This window comes from Paenibacillus sp. R14(2021) (genome assembly GCF_019431355.1).
GTDB lineage: Bacteria > Bacillota > Bacilli > Paenibacillales > Paenibacillaceae > Paenibacillus_Z.
On record NZ_CP080269.1, the window covers coordinates 3562501 to 3583724 of the forward strand.

At 53.8% G+C, this 21224-nt stretch carries 12 protein-coding genes (1 of these 12 running past the window's edge); 2 read left to right on the forward strand and 10 right to left on the reverse strand.

What is annotated here, in order from left to right; translation table 11 throughout:
- The 7 genes from ligA to KXU80_RS16725 form a co-directional block, all read right to left on the reverse strand.
- A protein-coding gene (ligA, locus tag KXU80_RS16695) for an NAD-dependent DNA ligase LigA (RefSeq protein WP_258171037.1) crosses the window boundary here: on the reverse strand, positions 1-1793 show its 5' portion. The gene continues 253 nt to the left of window position 1, outside the view; only the first 1793 of its 2046 coding nucleotides appear in the window; its start codon is at positions 1791-1793; its stop codon lies off the left edge, out of view.
- Between the two features lie 55 nt (positions 1794-1848).
- Entirely contained in the window at positions 1849-4200 is a 2352-nt protein-coding gene (gene pcrA, locus KXU80_RS16700) for a DNA helicase PcrA (protein ID WP_219834361.1), read from the reverse strand.
- Between the two features lie 199 nt (positions 4201-4399).
- Complete coding sequence (locus KXU80_RS16705) at positions 4400-5113, reverse strand: heptaprenylglyceryl phosphate synthase (RefSeq protein WP_219834362.1); 714 nt, start codon at positions 5111-5113, stop codon at positions 4400-4402.
- 27 nt (positions 5114-5140) lie between these two features.
- A complete protein-coding gene (locus tag KXU80_RS16710; RefSeq protein ID WP_219834363.1) occupies positions 5141-5509 on the reverse strand; it encodes an STAS domain-containing protein in 369 nt (122 codons plus the stop codon).
- A gap of 17 nt (positions 5510-5526) precedes the next feature.
- Positions 5527-7683, reverse strand: a complete 2157-nt coding sequence (locus KXU80_RS16715) for an ATP-binding SpoIIE family protein phosphatase (RefSeq protein ID WP_219834364.1) — start codon at positions 7681-7683, stop codon at positions 5527-5529.
- Positions 7674-9488, reverse strand: a complete 1815-nt coding sequence (locus KXU80_RS16720; protein WP_219834365.1) for an AfsR/SARP family transcriptional regulator — start codon at positions 9486-9488, stop codon at positions 7674-7676. Before KXU80_RS16720 ends, KXU80_RS16715 begins: the two co-directional genes overlap by 10 nt.
- A 209-nt stretch (positions 9489-9697) precedes the next feature.
- A complete protein-coding gene (locus tag KXU80_RS16725) occupies positions 9698-12229 on the reverse strand; it encodes a U32 family peptidase (protein WP_219834366.1) in 2532 nt (843 codons plus the stop codon).
- A gap of 315 nt (positions 12230-12544) precedes the next feature.
- Here KXU80_RS16725 and KXU80_RS16730 point away from each other — a divergent pair, with 315 nt between their 5' ends.
- Positions 12545-13513: a sugar phosphate isomerase/epimerase family protein gene (locus KXU80_RS16730; RefSeq protein WP_219834367.1), complete on the forward strand. Its 969-nt coding sequence runs from the start codon at positions 12545-12547 to the stop codon at positions 13511-13513.
- A 157-nt stretch (positions 13514-13670) separates the two neighbouring features.
- On the opposite strand, the gene KXU80_RS16735 is transcribed toward KXU80_RS16730, so the two are convergent.
- Positions 13671-13886 (reverse strand): hypothetical protein, encoded by a 216-nt coding sequence (locus KXU80_RS16735; protein ID WP_219834368.1) that lies wholly within the window; start codon positions 13884-13886, stop codon positions 13671-13673.
- A 305-nt stretch (positions 13887-14191) separates the two neighbouring features.
- Between KXU80_RS16735 and KXU80_RS16740 the strand changes: the two genes are divergently transcribed.
- Positions 14192-15802 carry a nitrite/sulfite reductase gene (locus KXU80_RS16740; protein WP_219834369.1) on the forward strand — a complete coding sequence of 537 codons (1611 nt, stop codon included), beginning with the start codon at positions 14192-14194 and terminating at the stop codon, positions 15800-15802.
- Between the two features lie 241 nt (positions 15803-16043).
- On the opposite strand, the gene uvrA is transcribed toward KXU80_RS16740, so the two are convergent.
- Together uvrA and uvrB are read right to left on the reverse strand one after the other, a co-directional pair.
- Complete coding sequence (gene uvrA, locus KXU80_RS16745) at positions 16044-18932, reverse strand: excinuclease ABC subunit UvrA (RefSeq protein ID WP_219834370.1); 2889 nt, start codon at positions 18930-18932, stop codon at positions 16044-16046.
- 20 nt (positions 18933-18952) lie between these two features.
- Positions 18953-20956 (reverse strand): excinuclease ABC subunit UvrB, encoded by a 2004-nt coding sequence (uvrB, locus tag KXU80_RS16750; RefSeq protein WP_219834371.1) that lies wholly within the window; start codon positions 20954-20956, stop codon positions 18953-18955.
- Positions 20957-21224: the final 268 nt, after the last annotated feature.

The window sequence follows — 21224 nt, forward strand, 5'->3', positions numbered from 1 at the left end:
GCCTGTTCACCTTCAGCTTTCACGCCGAGCGCAAGCATCCGGTCTATGCTGTCAGCGGCAACAGGATCTCGGAAATAGGTATAGATGCTTTCAGCCACGATTCCGCCTACGTCGGGCAGGCCGACGAGCCCCTCGATTTCTGCAGCGCGAACGGCTGCCAAGCTGCCGTAATGATCGGCGAGCATCTTCGTTGTAGCCTTGCCTGTATTGGGAATGCCAAGCGCAAAGAGAAAAGCCGCCAGATCCCGATCCTTGGATTTCTCCAGCGCTTCCAGCAGCTTGCGCGCTTTGCGATCGCCGAAACGATCCAGGCCTATGAGATTGTCATAGGTCAGCGCGTAGAGATCTGCCGGGTCTCGAACACCGCAATCGTCGAACAGCTGCTCGGCTGTCATTATGCTGAACGACTCGATATCCATCGCGTCGCGCGACGAGAAGTGCGTGATACGTCCGATCGTTTGCGGTCTGCAGCCCAGTTTATTTGAGCAGAACAAGTGCGCTCCCCGAAGCTCTAGCGGTGTTCCGCACGAAGGGCATTCCGTCGGTGCCGCGATCTCCCCGCCGGGCTCATCGTCTACTTTGCCTAGAATCTCAGGTATAACATCATTCGATCGACGAATGAAGACATGAGTACCCAGCGCGAACTTCAAATTTTTGCGCTCAATGTCCCCAATGTTGTTAAGCGTACAGTTTTGAACCGTCACGCCTGCGAGATCAACCGGTTCGACGCGCGCGACAGGAGTGATTTTGCCGGTGCGGCCCACTTCCCAGGAAACGGATTCCAGTATTGTCGTCGTTTCCTCCGCTTCAAATTTGAATGCCACCGCCCACCTCGGAAATTTATCCGTGTAGCCCAGTGTTTCACGCGTCCGCATATCGGTCAGCTTGACTACAGCACCGTCAATCAAAAAATCATGCTCGTGACGACCTGCGGCGACACGCTCCAGCTCTGCCTGCACCTCGTCGATGGTGGAGCAATATGCCGTATATCCGTTCACTTTAAACCGATTGTCCTTCAAAAACTGAATCATCTCGGCATGCGTTTGAAACGAAACACCTTCCGAATAACCGACATTATAGAAGAACGCATTCAGCTTGCGCTCCGCCGTAATTCGCGGGTTCTGGTTGCGCAAAGCTCCCGCGGCCGCATTACGGGCGTTCTTTAGCGGTTCTGCAGCCGTTAAATTGTACGCTTCCAGCACAGAGAGATTCATGATCCCTTCTCCCTGCACCTCGATCAAACCGTCCGTAAACGGAATCGTCAGCGGAATCGAACGAATCGTCTTCACCTGGGCCAGAATGCCTTCTCCGACAACGCCGTTGCCTCGCGTGGATGCTTGGACGAGCGTGCCTCCATCATAGGTCAAATTGAGGGTAAGCCCGTCGAATTTGAGCTCGATGACGTAACTTGGTTCCGGCAGCGGCTCCGCCTCCGGATTTTTGGCATTATAGTCCGCTATTGCCTTCGTGACCCGTGCATTCCAAGCGAGGAGATCCTCCGCGTCTTGCGCTTTATCCAAGCTCCATAGACGGGCGCGATGCCTATGCGGCTCAAAGCCCTTCAAAATCTCGCCGCCTACGCGCTGCGTCGGGGAATCGGGCAGTGCATGCCCTGTCAGCTGCTCCAGCTGAACGAGCTCGTCATAAAGCTCGTCGTACTGCTTATCGCTGGTCGACGGCTGATCCAGCGTGTAATAGTTATGGTTGTGGAGCGTAATCAAATCGACAAGCTCACGCATGCGCGCCAGCTTAGCAGGTTCAGCGTGATGTCCCGGTTCCATCGCAGTCGTCATTGACGTCTTCCTCTCTAGAATGAGATCTATTGAAATTTAATATAGGGCAGTCGTCTTACTGGACTTTCGTAATCGGAGCAAAGCTCGCTAGCAGCTTCTTCAAGCCCACTGGCGCGGGAAAAGCGATTTGGAGTTCTTTGTCGCTGCCCGTTCCGCGGACAGAAACAATCGTTCCAATACCCCACTTGCCGTGCGAAACCTTGTCTCCAGCTGCAAAATCGCCGCTGGCAGCAGCGCCTCCCGCGCTTGCGCCGGATTTCGCGGCATCCATCGGCGTGCTGACACGCACGCCGCTGCTTCCAGCCGCAGGCGGGCGCTGCGCACCGGCTGGGCTCGTGCGGAAAGGCGAAGCTCCCGCCGCCGCTCGTCCCGCTCCAAAGCCGCTCCCACCTCCACTGCTCGTACGACCAATTCCAATGCCGCCGCCCGCGGGACGTCCACGTCCAACCGCCGAAGCATCAGTCTTCAGTTCGTCCGGCACCTCGCGCAAAAAGCGTGAAGGCATGTTAGCATTGGTTCGGCCGAACAGCGTACGCATTCGTGCGCTGGTGAGGAACAAGCGCTTCTCCGCCCGCGTGATACCGACATAGGCCAGTCGGCGTTCCTCTTCCAATTCGTCGTTATCGTTCAACGCGCGGCTGTGCGGGAATACGCCTTCCTCCATCCCGATGATAAATACGACTGGGAATTCCAAACCTTTGGCGCTGTGCATCGTCATCAGCACGACAGCATCCTTCACGCCGCCTTCCGGTTCATCCGCATCCATTGAATCAATATCCGCAATGAGTGCCAGATCGGTCAGAAACGAAATCAACGATTTATCTTCATTGCGCTTCTCGAAATCCTGCGTCACGGAAAGGAACTCATCGATATTCTCGATGCGCGCCTTGGATTCCAGGGTGTTCTCGCGGTGCAGCTCCTCACGGTATCCGCTCATCTCAAGCACTTTCTCCGTCAGCTCTGTGACGGACAGGTACTCAACCATGCGCGTCAAACCCTGAATCATATCCCGGAACTCCTTGAGCGCCGTACGCGCACGCCCGGTTACGTCCAACCAATCCAACTGATCCAGCAATTCAAAGATGGAAATACCACGCAATCCCGCTTCATCGGACAGCTTCGTCACCGTCGTATCGCCGATGCCGCGTTTGGGCACATTAACGATCCGTTGAAGCGCGATATCGTCGTCCGGGTTCGAAATCAGACGCAGGTACGCGAGCAGATCCTTGATTTCTTTACGATCATAGAACTTTACGCCACCTACGATTTGGTACGGAATATCGGATTTAATGAGCGTTTCCTCTATGACCCGCGACTGGGCATTGGTCCGGTAAAGAATCGCATGGTCGCCGAATTTTTTGCCCGCGTTAGACCCTTGACGGATTTGTCCCGTAACGAAAAAGCCTTCGTCGTGCTCGGTGTCCGCCTGATACACCGTAATAGGCTCTCCCTCGCCTTGGTCAGTCCACAGCTTCTTGTCCTTGCGGCCGCTGTTGAGCTTGATGACCGCATTCGCCGCATTCAGGATGTTGGAGGTTGAGCGGTAATTCTGTTCCAGCAGTATGGCTTTGGCCTCCGGGTAGTCTTCCTCAAAATTTAAAATATTCGTAATGTCCGCGCCCCGCCAGCGGTAAATCGACTGATCGCTGTCGCCCACAACACATAAATTATGATGCTTTGAAGCCAGCATGTTGCAGAGCATATATTGAGCACGGTTCGTATCTTGATACTCATCGACGTGGATATACCGGAATTTATTCTGATAAAACGCCAGCACATCAGGCTCATCCTTGAACAGCTGGATCGTTTTCATAATGAGATCGTCGAAATCGAGTGAATTGTTGCTCTTCAGCTTCTTCTGATAAGCCGAATAAACCTTGGCTACGATGCCGTCAAAATAATCGCCGATCTTGAGCTCGAATTGCTCCGGCGAAATCAATTCGTTCTTCGCTCCGCCCAATGCAGCCTGAACGCTCTTCGGCTCGATTTTTTTCGTGTCGATATTGAGTTCCTTCATGCAGTTACGGATAACGGACAGCTGATCCGCGGAATCCAAAATCGAGAAGCTGTTCGTAAAACCGATCCGGCCGATGTCCTTGCGAAGGATCCTCACGCACATGGAGTGGAAGGTAGACACCCATATGTCCTGCGCGGAAGGCCCGACAAGGGCCGCAACCCGCTGCTGCATTTCACGGGCCGCTTTATTTGTAAATGTAATCGCCAGGATGCTCCATGGCGCTACGCGTCTTTTCTCCATCAAGTATGCAATGCGGTGCGTCAACACACGCGTCTTGCCGCTTCCCGCTCCCGCCATGATAAGCAGCGGACCCTCTGTCGCCTGAACGGCCGCGCGCTGCGGAGGATTCAGTTTGCTGACAGCCTGCTCGATGCTAAATTCATTCAACATAGTGAACGTAAACTCCTTTGTTCGCATTTGTTCGCCTATCCTTCAGTCTAGACAACCGTCCGGGCTGTGTCAATTATAATCGCCCGAATAAGTTCTTCCAGAAAGAAACGAATTGCCTTACAACAAAAAAAACAAAACGGCCGCAAACATAGATCGCATCCTGCCGCCGATCCGTTTCCGAAGCCGTCTTGGTGTTCGTCTATTTAGGAACTGGAACCTCGGAGACCGCAGTCACTGTTGTCAGTGCCGCCTCTAGATCGTCATAAATCACATTCCCGACGATAACGGTATGCGCCGCTTCAGCGGCCTGCCTCGCCTTATCGGCGCCGTCGATGCCGCCGCCGTAGAACAGCCGCGCTCCCGTCACGAGTCTGCTCGCCTGCTTCACCAGCGCCATATCGCCGAATTTCCCGCTGTATTCCATATAAATAATAGGCAGATGCATAAGTCTGTCCGCCATATAGATATGCGCCGTTATATCCTCCGCATCGAGGGTACTGCACGCTCCTGTCAGCTTGGCCGCTTCCGCATCTCCATTTAGGATCAGATAACCTTCCGCTGCAGTGTTCTCCCATGGGATGAACGCCCCGAATTTGCGAAGTGCTCCGATTTGCCGGCCTGCCAGCCATTCCGCACGGTCCGTATTGAGCACGAGCGGAATAAAGTAATGATCGAATCCAGGCACGGCCGCTTCTTCACTGGATACCTCCAGTGCGCAGGGCACTTCATAGCGCCTTATGCGGGACATCAGGTCTACCGTATTGTCGAAAGTTACGCCGGTAGACCCGCCGACTAGGATGGCATCCGTGCCCGACATGCAGACGGCATCCAGATGCTCATCGCTAATTTCACGGTCAGGATCGAGCTTAAACACATGCCGCCAATCTTTATAAATCGCTTGTTGCAGCTCCATTTCGCCCTCCGTGTCCACTTTGCCCGTTTACAGCTCCAGCGCCTCGATGCGCTGCATGACCGCAAACTCATTGGGATAAATCATCATATATTCCGTCAGGCCCACCATTCGGAACAGCTTCTCGTAGTGGGGAGTAACGCCCCAAGCAAACGTGTGCACGCCTGCTTTGCTGCCCATCCGGGCAAAGCGGATCAGAACAGCCATCCCGCCGCTATTGATATAATCGACTTTGGTTAAATCTAGCGCAAGAAAACGAATGCCTTGGCCAAGTTCACTCTCCTGCTCCAATCCGGCCAAAAGCTTCGCTTCCGCCGCTTTACTCAAATCTCCGTTTAGTTCAAGCACTAATCCGCCAGGAAACTTCTTTGATTGCATGGAGAAAGGTTGTTCTGCCATGATGTTTACTCTCCTTTCTATGTATGCTGTCCATCTGGAGCCGTCCTCGACTTGCGCATAAAATACAATTCGACATAGAAGCCTTTCTCATCTCGGCCTGTAGTCCAGTAATCCGCGAGCGAATCGATCATCACAAGCCCCCAGCCCCGTGGGTCATCGGATTCCAGCTTCTTGCGCATCTCATCCTCATCGCGGGACAGACGCGGAAAGTAACCTCCGCCTTCATCGTAAATGCGGCATACGGCCAGCATGCCTCCGATTTGGGCGATAACCGTCACATACGTATACGGCTGCAGCTTGTTGCCATGCTCGATCGCATTAATCATGGCTTCGCAAACCGCGCTTTGCAAGTCTTCACGCAGGTTGCACTCCGGCCAACGTTCCTCCATCCAGTCGCCGAGCTTCATGGCAATAAGACGTTCATTGCCAAGCTTGCTCCGCATCGACCACTCCCGCGTCATAAATGGGTTGTCAAAGGATTCCCCTGCACGTATATGCTCACTCGGAGGAATGTTCAATTTCGCTAGCGCGCTTCGATATTCCCCAGCCAGCTCCAGGACGACTACGGTACGGTCATCCTGTCCGGGTCCGCACTCCTGATCCATGCGCGCAAGCCACTCGTCTATGACAGCAGCAATATCCACAGCCGGTTTCCATGTAGCAATCTCAGATTCCAACCCTTGAAAGCTGTACATCTGTCCTTCGCCATTAACCGCTTCGATCAGCCCATCGGTATAGAGGAGCAGACGGTCACCGTCCTCGAGCTGCAAGCTGACTTCTTCGTACACGGCTTCAGGATCGATGCCCATCGGAAGCGAGCTGCAGTCCACCGACTTAAAATGACCTTGTTTGGCAATGACATAAGGCGCGAGATGTCCTGCACTGGCATACTGCACATTATTATTCGTTAAATCGATAACGCCGACCGCAAGTGTCACGGCCCCTTCCTCGCCCATCGCCTCACATAGCTGCCTGTTCATCCGCGCCAACACTTCAGACGGACTGCCATTGCGGCGTATTTCAGAACGAAATACGAGCAGCTGCGCAGACATCAGCAGCGCCGCAGGCATGCCCTTGCCTGAAACATCGCCGATCATGATTGCAAACCGGCTTGGTCCAAGCGAGACGACATCAAAGAAATCGCCGCCCACCTCGCGATAAGATTGACATCGCGCGATGATCCGGTAAGCTCCAATGGTCAAATCGCCGGGCGGGAGCAGCTTTTGCTGTACATTGTAAGCCAGCTTCAGCTCGCGTTCAAGCGATTCGTATTCCCGATTGATCCGATTCTGGAGTTCATTATACGCGACGGCAAGCTCGCCGGCTTCATCATGCAAAACCGCTTGTCTACCGTGCCGCATCAGCTCGTTCCCAACCACCAGTCCGCGGATGTCGCGGATCAGCCCCCGCAGCTCCTTCCGAAACTGCATCGTTACGTAGCTAAACAAGCTCAATCCCATTATAAAGTAAAAGAACGCTATGAGGCCATATTTATAAGGATCCATCGCCTCATGCGGCATGGCCGTCACGATTGCGAGCTGCAGCAGGCTCAGGATCGTCACGATAAACGTGCAGATATAGCTAATAACCAGCGGCTGCGACACCGAGGCTCTTCCGTCGAAACCGCTCGGCAGAGGCTGAAGCCGCATGACAACAGGCCTGAAAATGCGCCGTACTAGCGTAAACAAGGAGATGGCAACCCAGATGAACAAGCTTTGCTCACCTGCCATAGAGCCAACCAGGCGCAGCCACTTGAAACCGTTAGGAATCGGCTGCCGAATCATATCCCCGCTGTGGAACCCTAATGAAAACACGAGGCCCAGCAGGAGGATCGTGCCCAACAGCTCATAAGGCATACGGTATAGCCGGAGAAGCGCTTGATTCGTTAGATGCTCTTGTTCGCTGTCGCGGTCGCCATCCAGATCCAGTACCTTGAAGACGGGCCTAAGGCGCCATGCAGAAATGCATACGAGCGTCATCGCCAATACAAAAGCGCCCAAGCTTAAATGGATCAGTGGGAAAGGAAACATGTCGGCAAACAACGAATCCAAAATCGTCTCCGTATGTAAAATCAACAATCCAGCGAAAATCGTGATCATATATACGGCAAGCAAATGATTCAGCAGCGAGCTTCTATGGTGAACCAGCTGTTTTTGCTGCAGGGTTAATGCCATAGCAGCTTCCTTACTTCATCAAGCGGCTCACTGCCGAGCTGATCTTTGCAAACGCGCTCCAGGCGCCGGTACCACCCGATCGCTTCGATTCGCCGATCGCCTCGCAGGCACAGCCTGATCATCGCCTCATAAGCCTCTTCCTGCACCGGACGCAGCTCGATCCAGTCGGCAAGCCGCTGTTCCACGCGCGCTTCGTCCTGCTGCTCGATATAGAAGGAGGCCAGCCTTTTCAGCATATTGGTCTGGCGGTCCAAGAGCTGCTCCCGCAAACGTTCCAGCCATTCGGCATGCGGAAGCTCCGTGCCCAATTGCCCGTATAGCGGCAGCGCTTTATCGTACAGCCGGCCTGCTGCTTCACGATCATCCATCCAAAGCTGATCGCCAACCCGTGACAGCGTGATAAACTCTTCGATATCCACGGATTCAAATACGAGCTCCGATATGCCGATAATGCCCCGCTTCGCGAAAACGGGGTCTTCCTGTCCGCTGATTTCCTTCAGCGAATTGCGCAAGTCATGCAGCGTAACATAAAGCTGATTCGAACGCTTCGCTGGATCCCCTTCACCAAACACCTTGTCGACCACTTGCTCCCTGTTCGCTCTATACCCGGGCTGCATCAGCAGGTAGACAAACAATTCGCCGGCTTTGCGCCGTTTCCAGATCGGCTCGGCATTTCTTCCGTCAGCCGTGCTGAAGCTTATCCCGTCAATCAGCTTGACCCGCCATTTCTCGGCCAGTCCCGCTGGGCCCGCTTCCATAGCTCGCGTCTTCTTCTCCTGCACCGCAACCGCAGCGCGTCTTTGCTGCGCTTTCGCTTGCGATGCCAATTCCTCTTGCTCGATCCGGTACACAATCGCGGGCTTGGCGGCCGAAGCCGATGCCAGCTGTGTCTGCAGATCAAAGGCAAGTCTCTCGATCTCCGGCGTCGACACCAGCCTGCGCTGACGATTCAGCAGCAGCAGCGATTCCGCCGCTTCCGCATGCAGCCCTTCCGCAAGCTGCCGTTTAATAGAAGCTCCTGCAGCGTAAGCCGCGCTTTCGATATCGTCCGCGAGCTCGGCGGGCAATTGCTCCTCCGGCTGCTTCAGCAGCACGGCCTTGCTCAAGTACGCAAACCGTGCCGGAAGCTGGTCGCAGAGCGCCGCGCTCGGCTCTTGACTGACGAGCAAATTCGCGACTGCCGCTGCCGACGGATTCTCGGAGGTGTGCCGCTTCAGCCAATTGAGCCAAAATTGCCAATCCGGGTGCGACTGCTCACGCGAATCAAACAAAAGGCGGTCCAGCAAAACAAAGCTGGTCCACAGCGGTCTGCCTTCCTCCCGAAACCGTTCCGCGGAAGCCATAAACAACGCCTGCGCATCTTCGAAGGCTGTCGCCTTCCCGTCTTTATTCGCCGAAGCCCGAGCCAGTGCCCAGGGGACAAACCCGCTGCAGTTCTCCGGATTGCGCTCCCATTCTTGACTGAGGAGCGCAATGAATGGCTTCGATTCTTGTTTATCGCCTACCTGTACGTACAATAAACCGAGCATGGCCATCATCGTCAGCATGGCAGACTCGTCCGCCTGCGCCGCAAAACCGCGCAGCGCAGCCTCAAGCATCTGCTTCGTCTCCATCAAGCGGCCGCTCAGCAAACCGTATTCGCATTCTGCACGAAGCAAAATTGGTGATTTCATTCTTATATCCGCTGGGATGGAAAGCAGCTGCTCAATCGGCGGCATATGCCCATCCAGTATCGTTTGTTCAGCTTTCAAGACATGGCCCAGCCATTGATCCGGTTGCGTCATCTTATTGTTATTCTGATTCATTTGGCATCCTCACTACGCTTCATTTATTGGCATTCGGCCTTTTCTAAACCCACTTATCCAATATATATGAGCTAATGTTGCTACTATTCGCCCCCATTTCCCAAAATCCTTTACTAGTTTGTCGATATTGAGAGAATTTTGCACTTCTAACGTTAAAAAATTAAAAGAGAGCCCGATAGCCGGACTCTCTTTCGTTATGCTGCTGCTTCTTATTTAACCAGCTGGCCTCTTGTTACTCCAAGCTGATTGATGGCTTTCAAGCTGCGCCACACCTGCGTACCGCCAATTCGGCCGGCCAGCGCGTCGCTGTATAGGTCGATTACTTCGGTTACTTTATCGCCTGTTTCTTCAAGAAACTCGATTCGGAACGAGGCGACCCCGAGATCGCGGAACTGCTTCATATATTCAGCGCCCGACTGCTCAATGGCGTTATAGACCGTATTTCGGCAGCCTTCATCGACGCGGACGGGATGCGACATCCCGATTCGGTCCTGCAGGGAGGCGCGGTGCTCCTCACAAGGACGTCCGCAGTTCGTGAAATCCGTTCCTTCGCTCATGAATGTACAGTAGACGCAGTGCTCCGTATGGAACATCGGCAAATGCTGATGAATAACGACCTCCGTGCGTGAGGTATCACTGTTCTTAAGCAGGTCGAACATCTGCTGCACGTTCAAATCGTACGAAGGCGTAATCAGGCTGCAGCCGGCGTCCAGAAACAAATCAGACGCCTTGTGATTCGCTATATTCAATGAAAAGTCGCCGATCAGCTCAGGGAACGACTCATTCGGGTTCGCTGCCCGCGCACGCAAATAATAGTACAGCGCACCCGTATTGCGAACAAGCACCGCATCGGGCTTCAGCTTCAGAATATTGGCGTGGTAGCCGTTCTCGCCAGGCATATGAATCCGCGGCGTTACTAGTCCGATCCGCTTGCCCGCACCTCGCGCAAGTTCCATCGCAGCGGGAAACTGCTTGATAAACTCGAAGTCGGCATACACCATGTCGACCTTGTCGGAATGTACTGCTGCTTCAAGCTGCGGCAGGCTGCGGCATAGCACCGTCAACTTAGCCGATTGGCGCTGCGGCGCCGGTCGCTCGTTTTCGGCAGCGACGGTTCCGCTGCGTACGTCATCATAAACCTCGACGAAGCGCTTGATATACACCGGCGGCTTCGGCCGTTCACCCGCGAGCGCTTCAGCCGCTTCGCGGCGCATCCGATTGAGCTCGCGCATCGGTACGATCAGATCGCCGTTCAGCTCGACGTCAAGCGATTCCAGTTGGTATACCGTGCCGCCGAGACGGCCGAGCTGCTCTTCCAGCAGCACACGGTCCATAGGGCGCTTCTGTGCCTGCTCAAGCGGCAGCTCCGATACGACCTCGACGACATTGCCCTTCTCCACGTCTGTCCACCAGGAGCGAAGCGGCTGTCCAATCGTGCCCGTTACTTTAACATGCAGCGGGAACACCCGATACGGCTTCTCCGTCTCGAAGGTTGCACGAAGCCGTCTGTCGAGCGCAGGATCGCTCGTCTTCCACACTCGATCACCGACATGGACTCTGCGCAAATCGATATCATTTCGTCCCGGAACAAGCTCAATGACCGTGCCCTCCTGTGCTTCGCCTTCAAATTTGGTGCCTTGTCTGCGAAGATCGTAGACGCGGCCGCCTTCTTCCTTCTTGGTCGGGTCGCCGGCGTCGAATACGATGCCATCTCCGCGTTTCAACGGCGCTTCAATTCGGCATACGACAGCATCGCGAAGCACCCGCTCCACACGGCCTAAGTAGACGCCGCGGCTCTTCGGGAACGTGCCTTCGACCAGCTTCTTATTGTTCGTTCCGCCCAGGAAACCGTGCGTAAAGCCCCGGGAGAAGCTCTGCTGCAGCTCGCGCAGCTCTTCCTTGGATGGAGCGGAACGATCTCCGTCGAAATATTTGTCGATCGCTTTGCGGTACTTGCTCACCACGTTCGCTACATATTCAGGGCTTTTCAGCCTTCCTTCGATTTTAAACGACGTGACGCCTGCTTCAATCAGCTCCGGCATCAGCTCAACAGCCGCAAGATCCTTCGGCGACAACAAATAGGTCACATCGCCCATCGGCTTGTGCTCGCCGTCAACCATAAGATCGTACGGCAGCCGGCACGCCTGCGCGCATTCGCCGCGGTTCGCGGATCGACCGCCCCACATCTCGGAGGTCAGACATTGACCCGAATACGACACGCATAGCGCTCCGTGCACGAAAACCTCCATGGGCAGCTTCGCTTGATCGCCGATCATCTTGATCTGCTTCAAGTTATTCTCCCGGCCCAGCACGACGCGCTCCATGTCGAAGGGCTTCGTGAACTCTACGGCCTCCGGCGAGGTAATGGTCATCTGAGTCGAGCCGTGAATCGGGAAGTCCGGGGACAGCTCGCGGATCAGCTTCACGAGTCCGAGATCCTGTACGATAACCGCGTCCACGCCAGCGTCGATACATGCCTCCATCAGGCGCTTCGCTTCATTAAGTTCATCTTCAAATACCAATATGTTAAAGGTTAGAAACCCTTTCACGCCGTAGCTGTGCAGAAATGCCATAACTTCGGGCAGCTCGTCCGTCTGGAAGTTATTCGCTCTAGCGCGTGCGTTGAATTTCTCTACGCCAAAAAAAACAGCATCGGCTCCGTTCGCCACTGCCGCGCGCATGCAATCCCAATCGCCCGCCGGCGCCAGCAGCTCGACATCTTGCCGTGTTATCGTATTCATCGTTCCTTCCGCCATCCTATCTATTAAATCACTTATTTGTTCTCAGTGTACCAGAGCAGGCCTATAAACAAAAGCCGCCATATAATGCAAATGCCGCCTTTCTTGTTGAGGCTGTATTCAAATGCTCAATACTTGCGCCGTACCATCGGAAAGAACAATCGTGGATTCGTTAAAAATGATAAGCGGTTTCATTTTGTCCATTAGTTATGCGTTTTTGGCTTTGCCGCGCTGGAAACTTAACCTTGCAAATTGCCCATGCTATAATGAAGACAGACTTGCGCAATACATAACCATTTAGGAGGTCACTATACACGTATGAAACTCGGCGTATTTTCAGTTCTATTCGCTCAAAAGTCGTTTGAAGACGCTCTCGATTACATCGCATCGAAAGGCTTGGATGCCATCGAAATCGGAACGGGCGGTTACCCGGGCAATGCTCACTGCGATCCCGACACGCTGCTTGCCGACGAAAGCAAATTGAGGGCCTTCAAAGATGCCATCGACTCCCGCGGACTTACAATCAGCGCGCTCAGCTGCCACGCTAACCCGCTGCATCCGCAAAAAGCAATCTCGAGCGAGCATGACGCGATTATTCGTAAAACGATCGAGCTGGCTTCCAAGCTTGGCGTCCCTGTCGTCAATACGTTCTCCGGCTGCCCGGGCGACCACGAGGATGCCAAATATCCGAACTGGCCTGTAGCGCCTTGGCCGAACGATTACCAAGAAATTTTGGACTGGCAGTGGGAAAACAAAGTCATTCCTTATTGGACAGAAATTGGTAAAATTGCGACTGAAAGTAATGTTAAAATCGGCTTGGAGCTTCATGGCGGTTTCTCCGTGCACACACCTGCTACGCTCCTTCGTTTGCGTGAAGCTGCCGGCGATGCCATCGGCGCCAACTTGGATCCAAGCCACATGTGGTGGCAGGGCATCGATCCTGTCCAAGCCATTCACATTCTTGGCCGCGCTGGAGCGATTCACCATTTCCATGCCAAAGACACTTCCATCGATCCAATCAATGTGAACCGCCACGGCGTAACGGATATGCAATCGTATGCATTGATGCTCGACCGCGCTTGGCAGTTCCGCACCGTGGGCTACGGCCACGATCTGAAGGTTTGGTCCGACATTATCAGCGCGCTTCGTCTGGTCGGCTACGATTATGTCGTCAGCATCGAGCACGAAGACGGTCTGATGTCGGTTGATGAAGGTTTCACCAAAGCCGTGCAAAACCTGCAATCCATCCTGATTCGTGAGCCGCTTGGCGAAATGTGGTGGGTGTAAGACATAAAAACTCCGATTCCTAATGGAATCGGAGTTTTTTATATGGATGGCAGAAGCTGCTTATTCTTGCTGACTGCATCGCGCAAAAAAAAAACCGCGCAGCTGCTTGTTGGATCAAGCGCCGAGCGGCTTTATTTCGGTGTCCCGAGCCGTATTTCTATGCCAGCCAAACTTTAAAAATCATCACGTAATTCGCGAACGCGAATACGAGCAGCGCTACGGTCGTAAATCCAATCGCAAACGGACTTTTCTTTGGACGAGCCATAATCAAACGAATCCAGCCGATGAAGATAACAATGGTAAACAGCAGCATCATAATATCCATGGGATCGAATTTCGCAAGGGCTGTTGAAGCATTCTCAGCAAGAAACATTAGGTGAGGACCTCCTTAATTTTCGCACGTTGCCTATATTACTTATGTTAGCCTCATCTGGGACTTGTTGCAAGTCACATTAAACAATCGTAACAAGTTTGTCACCTTTTAGGGAAGGACGCTTTTATTATAAACAGACCTGCTTAGAAATATAATAAACTCTTATAGTTAAGGCGCGTATGTGCATTGTGACCGAAGTTTAAATATGATACGATTCATGATAGTAATTTCATACGAGATTCGTCGGATTTAAATCACTATATCCAAATCGTATGCAAAAAACATTCTTAGGAGGAACTATAATAATGGCCTATGAAGCCGTATGGATGAATGACCCTTCCAAGCTGAATAAATTCGAATTCATCAAAATGGAAAAAGACGGTCTGGACGTTATCCGCACGATTATCGACAAGTATGCCAAAGAAGGCTATTCCTCTATTCCTGAGGACGATATGAATCGTTTCAAATGGGCTGGCGTATACGAGCAGAAGCCAAAAGACGGCTACTTCATGATGCGGATCCGTATCAACACCGGAATTATGACTTCCGCGCAAGCGCGCGCAATCGCTTCCATTGGCCGCGACTACGGACGCGACTTGATTGACGTAACGACGCGCCAAGCAATTCAATATCACTGGCTGAAGGTCGAAGATCTTCCGGACATCTTCAATCGCCTTGAAGCGGTTGGACTGTACTCGTACGAAGCTTGCGGCGACTGCCCGCGCACGATCGTCGGCAACCCGCTTGCCGGAATTGACCGTGACGAGCTGATGGATACGCGCGAGATCGTGCAGCAGGTTAACGATTTCTACTTGTTGAACCGCGATTTCTCCAACTTACCGCGTAAATATAAAATGTCCATAACATCCAATATCTATAACAATGCGAACGCTGAAATCAATGACCTTGCCTTCGTCCCGGCTGTTAAAGTCATCGACGGCCAAGAAGTAATCGGGTTCCACGCTTTTGTCGGCGGCGGCTTGTCGGCAAAGCCCCACTTGGCCAAAGAGCTGGACATGTTCGTTCGTCCTGAAGAGGTGTTGAAGGTTTCGATCGGCGTGACGACGATTTTCCGTGATCACGGCTATCGCGAGAAGCGCCACCAAGCCCGTTTGAAATTTCTTATGGCGGATTGGGGCCCTGAGAAGTTCTTGGAGAAGCTGAAGGAAATCATCGGCGACATGCCTGCGGCAGGCGAAAACAAAACGGTCGGCTGGAACGCCGTATACTATGACGGCGTGTACCCGCAAAAGGAAGCCGGTCTTAATTTTATCGGCCTAAACGTTCCGGTTGGACGCACCAACGCCACTGAGTTGGAACAGCTCGCAGATGCGGCAGATGAGTTCGGCGATGGCACGATTCGCACGACGATGTCGCAAAACATCATCTTGGCCGGTATTCCGGACGAGAAAGTGGAAGCTGCGCTTCAACTACCGGTGCTTCAACGCCTCTCGCCGAAAGCAAAAAACTTCATGAGCCGTACCGTGTCCTGCACAGGTAACGAGTTCTGCAATCTGGCTGTCGTTGAAACGAAAGTCCGTGCTGTCCGCGTTGCGGAATATTTAGACGAGAATGTGGAACTGGACGAGAAAATCCGAATTCACTTCATTGGCTGCCCGAACGCTTGCGGTCAGAAGCATATTGCGGACATCGGCCTGCAAGGCGCACTTGTTAAAACACCTGAAGGCATGGTCGATGCGTTCGACATTGCGGTCGGCGGTATCCTCGGCCCTGGCGCTCAATTTAACCAATCGCTGAAAGGCCGCGTCAAAGGCGATGACCTTGGCGGCGTGCTCGCCCAGTTGATTCACTTCTACAAAGATGGCCGCCAAGCCGGCGAGTCGTTCCATCATTATGTGAATCGCGTTGGTGTTCCGGCTTTCCAAGAGAAGCTGACTGAAATCTTGGCTGGTTAAATAGAACGTCCCAAGGAGAAATCCTTTGGGACGTTTTTTTTGATGTTGGTGTTCCTTCCAGCTGATTAGCGTTTCTGCCGCACGAGACAGCCTCCATCATTAACAAATGTGAGCGCATGCGGACATCCGCAGAAGACAGTAAACAGCCCCCTCGAAACCGGACGCAGCAGGTGAATTCACCGCCTGCGTGCACGACTTAAAGGAGGCTGTTTGCCAAGTTAATTTATAGTTTACAGCTCCATTATTGCTCGATTCCTGCTGCAGCCACGCTTTGCATCGCACGCTGCTGGGCAATCGTACGTTCGCGGTCACGCTCTAAGATCGGCTTCAAGTAGCGCCCCGTGTACGAGCCTTCCACTTTAATCACTTCTTCCGGCGTACCGGTCGCAACGATCATACCGCCGCCGTTGCCGCCTTCAGGTCCAAGGTCGAGCAAATAATCCGCCGTCTTGATGACGTCCAAATTATGCTCAATAACTAACACCGATTCGCCTGAATCAACCAGCCGGTGTAGGACGACGAGCAGCCGGTCAATATCGTCGACGTGCAAGCCCGTAGTCGGTTCATCAAGAATGTAAAGCATCTTGCCCGTACTGCGGCGATAGAGCTCCGCTGCCAGCTTCACGCGCTGCGCTTCGCCGCCGGATAGTGTCGTAGCCGGCTGGCCCAGATTCATGTAGCCAAGCCCTACATCAAGCAGCGTCTGAAGCTTCCGGTGAATACGAGGCACGTTTCTGAAAAATTCGCAGGCATCCTCGATCGTCAATTGGAGCAGATCCGCAATGCTCTTGCCTTTGTATTTCACATCCAGCGTCTCGCGATTATACCGTTTGCCTTTGCAGATTTCGCAAGGCACATAGACATCCGGCAGGAAATGCATTTCAATCTTGATAATGCCATCGCCGCGGCAGGATTCACAGCGGCCGCCCTTCACGTTGAAGCTGAACCGGCCCTTCTTGTAGCCGCGAACCTTGGCTTCGTTCGTCGATGCGTACAGGTCGCGAATATCGTCGAATACGCCGGTATAGGTTGCAGGATTGGAACGCGGCGTCCGGCCGATCGGCGATTGGTCGATGTCGATGACCTTCTCGATATGCTCTAGTCCGCGAAGCTCCTTGAATTCACCCGGGCGCATCTTCGCTTTGTTCAGATCGCGCGCAAGCGTCTTGTATAGAATTTCGTTGACCAAGGTCGACTTACCGGAGCCCGAAACGCCGGTTACCGCCGTAAACACGCCAAGCGGGAATTTCGCATTAATGCCGCGCAGGTTGTTCTCCTTCGCTCCGCGAACTTCAAGCCACTTACCGTTCGTCTCGCGGCGCTTCAGCGGAACCGGAATAAACTTGCGGCCACTCAAATAGGCGCCAGTCAGTGAATTCTCGTCCGCCATGACTTCCTTCGGCGTTCCCATGGATACAACCTGTCCGCCGTGAATACCCGCGCCCGGTCCGATGTCGATGATATAGTCGGAGGCCAGCATCGTGTCCTCGTCATGTTCAACGACGATCAGCGTGTTGCCGAGATTGCGCATATGCTCCAGCGTCTGAATCAGCTTGTCGTTATCGCGTTGGTGAAGCCCAATACTCGGTTCATCTAGAATGTACAGGACGCCCATCAGGCTCGAGCCGATCTGCGTAGCCAATCGAATCCGCTGAGCTTCCCCGCCGGAAAGCGTACCGGCGGCACGGTTCATGGACAGGTATTCCAAGCCGACATTGACAAGAAACCCGAGGCGGCTGTTGATCTCTTTGAGGATCAGATGGGCAATGAGTTTCTCTTTGTCTGTTAGCTCCAGGCTGTTAAAGAAGCGTTCCGCTTCTCCAATCGACAGTGAAGTCACATGGGAAATGTTCTGGCTTCCGATCGTAACGGCCAAGCTTTCTCTCCTAAGGCGGTGGCCTTTGCAGCCGCTGCACGGCTTGGCACTCATATATTGCTCGATATGCTCGCGTATGCCGTCGGAGCCCGTCTCCCGATAGCGGCGTTCCAGGTTGTGCACAATACCCTCGAACGGCACGAGCGCTTCTTTGGAGTGACCGAAGTCATTCTCGTAGCGGAAGCGGACGCGTTCTCCGCCGGTGCCGTTCAGCAGCTTCTTCATCTGCTCGGGCGAAAGCTCGCTGACAGGTACGTTCCGCGGAATACCGTAATGGATACATACAGCTTCTAGGAACTGCGGGTAGTAGTTGGATGTACTGCCTGCCCATGCCTCGAAGGCACCCTCCTCGATCGACTTGCTCATATCCGGCACAAGGAGCTCGGCATCGACGATCATCTTCGCGCCGAGTCCGTCGCAGTCCGGGCAAGCGCCGTAGGGACTATTGAACGAGAACATGCGAGGCGCCAGCTCATCTATGCTGAATCCGCACACTGGACAAGCTAGGTTGGAGCTGAACAGCAGCTCTTCCTTCTCCATCACATCGACGAGCACTTGACCGCCCGACAGCTTAATCGCGGTTTCGAGCGAATCCGCTAACCGGCTGTGGATGTCATCCTTGACGACGATCCGGTCCACGACAACCTCGATGTTATGCTTCTTGTTCTTCTCCAGCTCGATCTTCTCGCTCAGCTCGCGCAATTCACCGTTTACGCGCACCCGCACGAAACCCTGCTTCTGCACGTCCGCGAAAAGCTTGGTGTGCTCGCCCTTGCGGCCCGAGATGATCGGTGCCAGAATCTGCAGCTTCGTCCGCTCCGGATATTCCATGATGCGGTCCACCATCTGCTCCACGGTCTGCGACGTAATCTCGATGCCGTGATCCGGGCAGTGCGGCTTGCCGACGCGCGCGAACAACAACCGCAAGTAATCGTAAATCTCCGTTACCGTTCCGACCGTGGAACGCGGGTTACGGCTAGTCGTTTTCTGGTCGATGGAGATTGCCGGCGACAGCCCGTCTATGGAATCGACATCCGGCTTCTCCATCTGGCCTAGAAATTGCCTGGCATAGGCCGACAGCGACTCCACGTACCGGCGCTGCCCCTCGGCGTAGATCGTGTCGAAAGCAAGCGAAGATTTGCCCGAGCCGCTGAGGCCTGTCAGTACGACAAACTTATCCCGGGGAATGGTGACGTCGATATTTTTCAAATTATGGGCTCTTGCCCCTTTAATGACGATAGAATCACTAGCCACTTCTTAACTCTCCTTCCGGCCTACAGGCCCAGCTCCGCTTTAAGCTCAAGCAGCGCGTCTCGCAGCTCCGCAGCACGTTCGAACTGCAGGCTCTTCGCCGCTTCCTTCATTTCCGCTTCCAGCCGTTGCAGCAGCGACTGACGTTCTTTCTTCGACATCTTATCGACGCCTACGCCGGTCAGATAATCGCTCTTCTGTTCGGCCGCTTTGGTCGCTTCAATGACGTCATGTACCTTCTTGCGGATCGTCTGCGGCGTGATGCCATGGGCTTCGTTATAAGCCATTTGAATCGTACGCCGCCGCTCCGTCTCGCTGATGGCTTTGGCCATAGAATCCGTAATCTTATCACCGTACAGAATAACGCGGCCCTCGGCGTTCCGCGCGGCGCGCCCTATCGTTTGAATCAAGGAGCGCTCTGAACGGAGGAACCCTTCTTTATCCGCGTCCAGAATCGCAACAAGCGATACTTCCGGCAAATCCAAGCCCTCCCGCAGCAGGTTGATCCCGACAAGCACATGGAAAGTCCCTATCCGCAGGTCCCGCAAAATCGCGAGCCGCTCCAGCGTCTTGATATCCGAGTGCAAATATCGCACTTTAATGCCGACGTCCTTCAGATAATCCGTCAGGTCTTCCGACATTTTCTTCGTGAGCGTAGTGACGAGCACACGCTCATCCTTGGCAATCCGGTCGCGGATCTCCGCGAGCAGATCATCGATCTGTCCCTTCGTCTTGCGAACCTCGATGATCGGATCGAGCAGCCCGGTTGGCCGGATAATCTGCTGCACCATCTCCGGACACAGCTCAAGCTCGTAGGGGCCGGGCGTTGCCGATACATAGATCGCCTGCTTTACTTTCTTCTCGAACTCTTCGAAGCGGAGCGGCCGATTGTCCATGGCAGACGGCAAGCGGAACCCATGGTCCACAAGCACTTCTTTCCGTGCGCGGTCACCGTTGTACATCGCCCGAATCTGCGGAATGGTGACATGCGACTCGTCGATGACGACAAGCATATCGTCAGGGAAATAGTCCATCAGCGTATAAGGCGTCGCGCCCCGCTCGCGGAACGTCAGCGGCCCCGAATAGTTCTCGATCCCGCTGCAGAAGCCCATCTCCTGCATCATCTCCAGATCGTAGCGCGTACGCTGCTCCAGCCGCTGCAGCTCCAAAAGCTTGCCCTGCTCGCGGAATTCCGCAAGACGCTCTTCCAGCTCTGCCTCGATGTTCTTGATCGCCACCTTCATCGTGTCCTCGTGGGTAACGAAGTGAGATGCCGGGAAAATCGCGACATGGTCACGTTCGCCGACGATCTCGCCCGTCAGCACATCGATCTCCGTTATGCGTTCGATCTCATCGCCGAACAGCTCCACGCGCATGGCACGCTCATTATTGGCAACAGGGAATATCTCGATAATATCGCCGCGCACACGGAACGTGCCTCGTATAAAGTTAATATCATTGCGCTGATATTGGATGTCGACCAGTTTATGAAGGATGGCATCTCGCGACTTCTCCATGCCGACCCGCAGGCTGAGCACCAAATTTCCATACTCAATCGGCGAACCGAGGCCGTAAATGCACGATACGCTCGCCACGATGATGACATCCCGCCGCTCAAACAGCGAGCTCGTCGCGGAGTGGCGCAGTTTATCAATCTCGTCGTTGATGCTGGAATCCTTCTCGATAAACGTATCCGAGGACGGGATGTACGCTTCAGGCTGATAATAGTCATAATAGCTGACGAAATAAGAGACGGCGTTGTCCGGGAAAAACTCCTTGAACTCGCTGCACAGCTGCGCCGCGAGCGTCTTGTTATGCGCAATGACCAGCGTCGGCCGGTTGAGCTTCGCGATCGTATTCGCGATCGTATACGTCTTCCCTGTACCCGTCGCGCCGAGCAGCGTCTGATGCACCGCTCCTGCATGCACACCATCGACGAGCTCCAGAATCGCCTGGGGCTGATCGCCCTGCGGTGTATATTCCGACTTCAGCTCAAAAAGCCTTCCCTGTTTCTCACGTTCAACCATAAATGCATACACCCCAATCCTACGTCTTCTATGAAAAGGCCTATTAAATGGTATGCCCATATGCGAGCTGGATGAAACAGCCCGCTCCGTTCTTATATTCCTCTGTATGTGATCGCTGCGAATGATTGCTAGATTTCATAATCGTTAACGAGAAACATAAGAATATGTGTTCCCATACCCGTTTATTATACCGTTTTAGCGTGAGCGTTGCAATGAAAGGTTGATGTTTCCTCCCGTACAAAAACACCCCGGTCTGCGTCATCGCTGA

What these genes read in the sequence shown, in the direction of transcription:
- pcrA (WP_219834361.1), bottom strand. Translation starts at nt 4,200, where the DNA reads ATGTTGAATGAATTTAGCATCGAGCAGGCTGTCAGCAAACTGAATCCT.
- KXU80_RS16705 (WP_219834362.1), bottom strand. Translation starts at nt 5,113, where the DNA reads ATGGAGCTGCAACAAGCGATTTATAAAGATTGGCGGCATGTGTTTAAG.
- KXU80_RS16710 (WP_219834363.1), bottom strand. Translation starts at nt 5,509, where the DNA reads ATGGCAGAACAACCTTTCTCCATGCAATCAAAGAAGTTTCCTGGCGGA.
- KXU80_RS16715 (WP_219834364.1), bottom strand. Translation starts at nt 7,683, where the DNA reads ATGGCATTAACCCTGCAGCAAAAACAGCTGGTTCACCATAGAAGCTCG.
- KXU80_RS16720 (WP_219834365.1), bottom strand. Translation starts at nt 9,488, where the DNA reads ATGAATCAGAATAACAATAAGATGACGCAACCGGATCAATGGCTGGGC.
- KXU80_RS16725 (WP_219834366.1), bottom strand. Translation starts at nt 12,229, where the DNA reads ATGAATACGATAACACGGCAAGATGTCGAGCTGCTGGCGCCGGCGGGC.
- KXU80_RS16730 (WP_219834367.1), top strand. Translation starts at nt 12,545, where the DNA reads ATGAAACTCGGCGTATTTTCAGTTCTATTCGCTCAAAAGTCGTTTGAA.
- KXU80_RS16735 (WP_219834368.1), bottom strand. Translation starts at nt 13,886, where the DNA reads ATGTTTCTTGCTGAGAATGCTTCAACAGCCCTTGCGAAATTCGATCCC.
- KXU80_RS16740 (WP_219834369.1), top strand. Translation starts at nt 14,192, where the DNA reads ATGGCCTATGAAGCCGTATGGATGAATGACCCTTCCAAGCTGAATAAA.
- uvrB (WP_219834371.1), bottom strand. Translation starts at nt 20,956, where the DNA reads ATGGTTGAACGTGAGAAACAGGGAAGGCTTTTTGAGCTGAAGTCGGAA.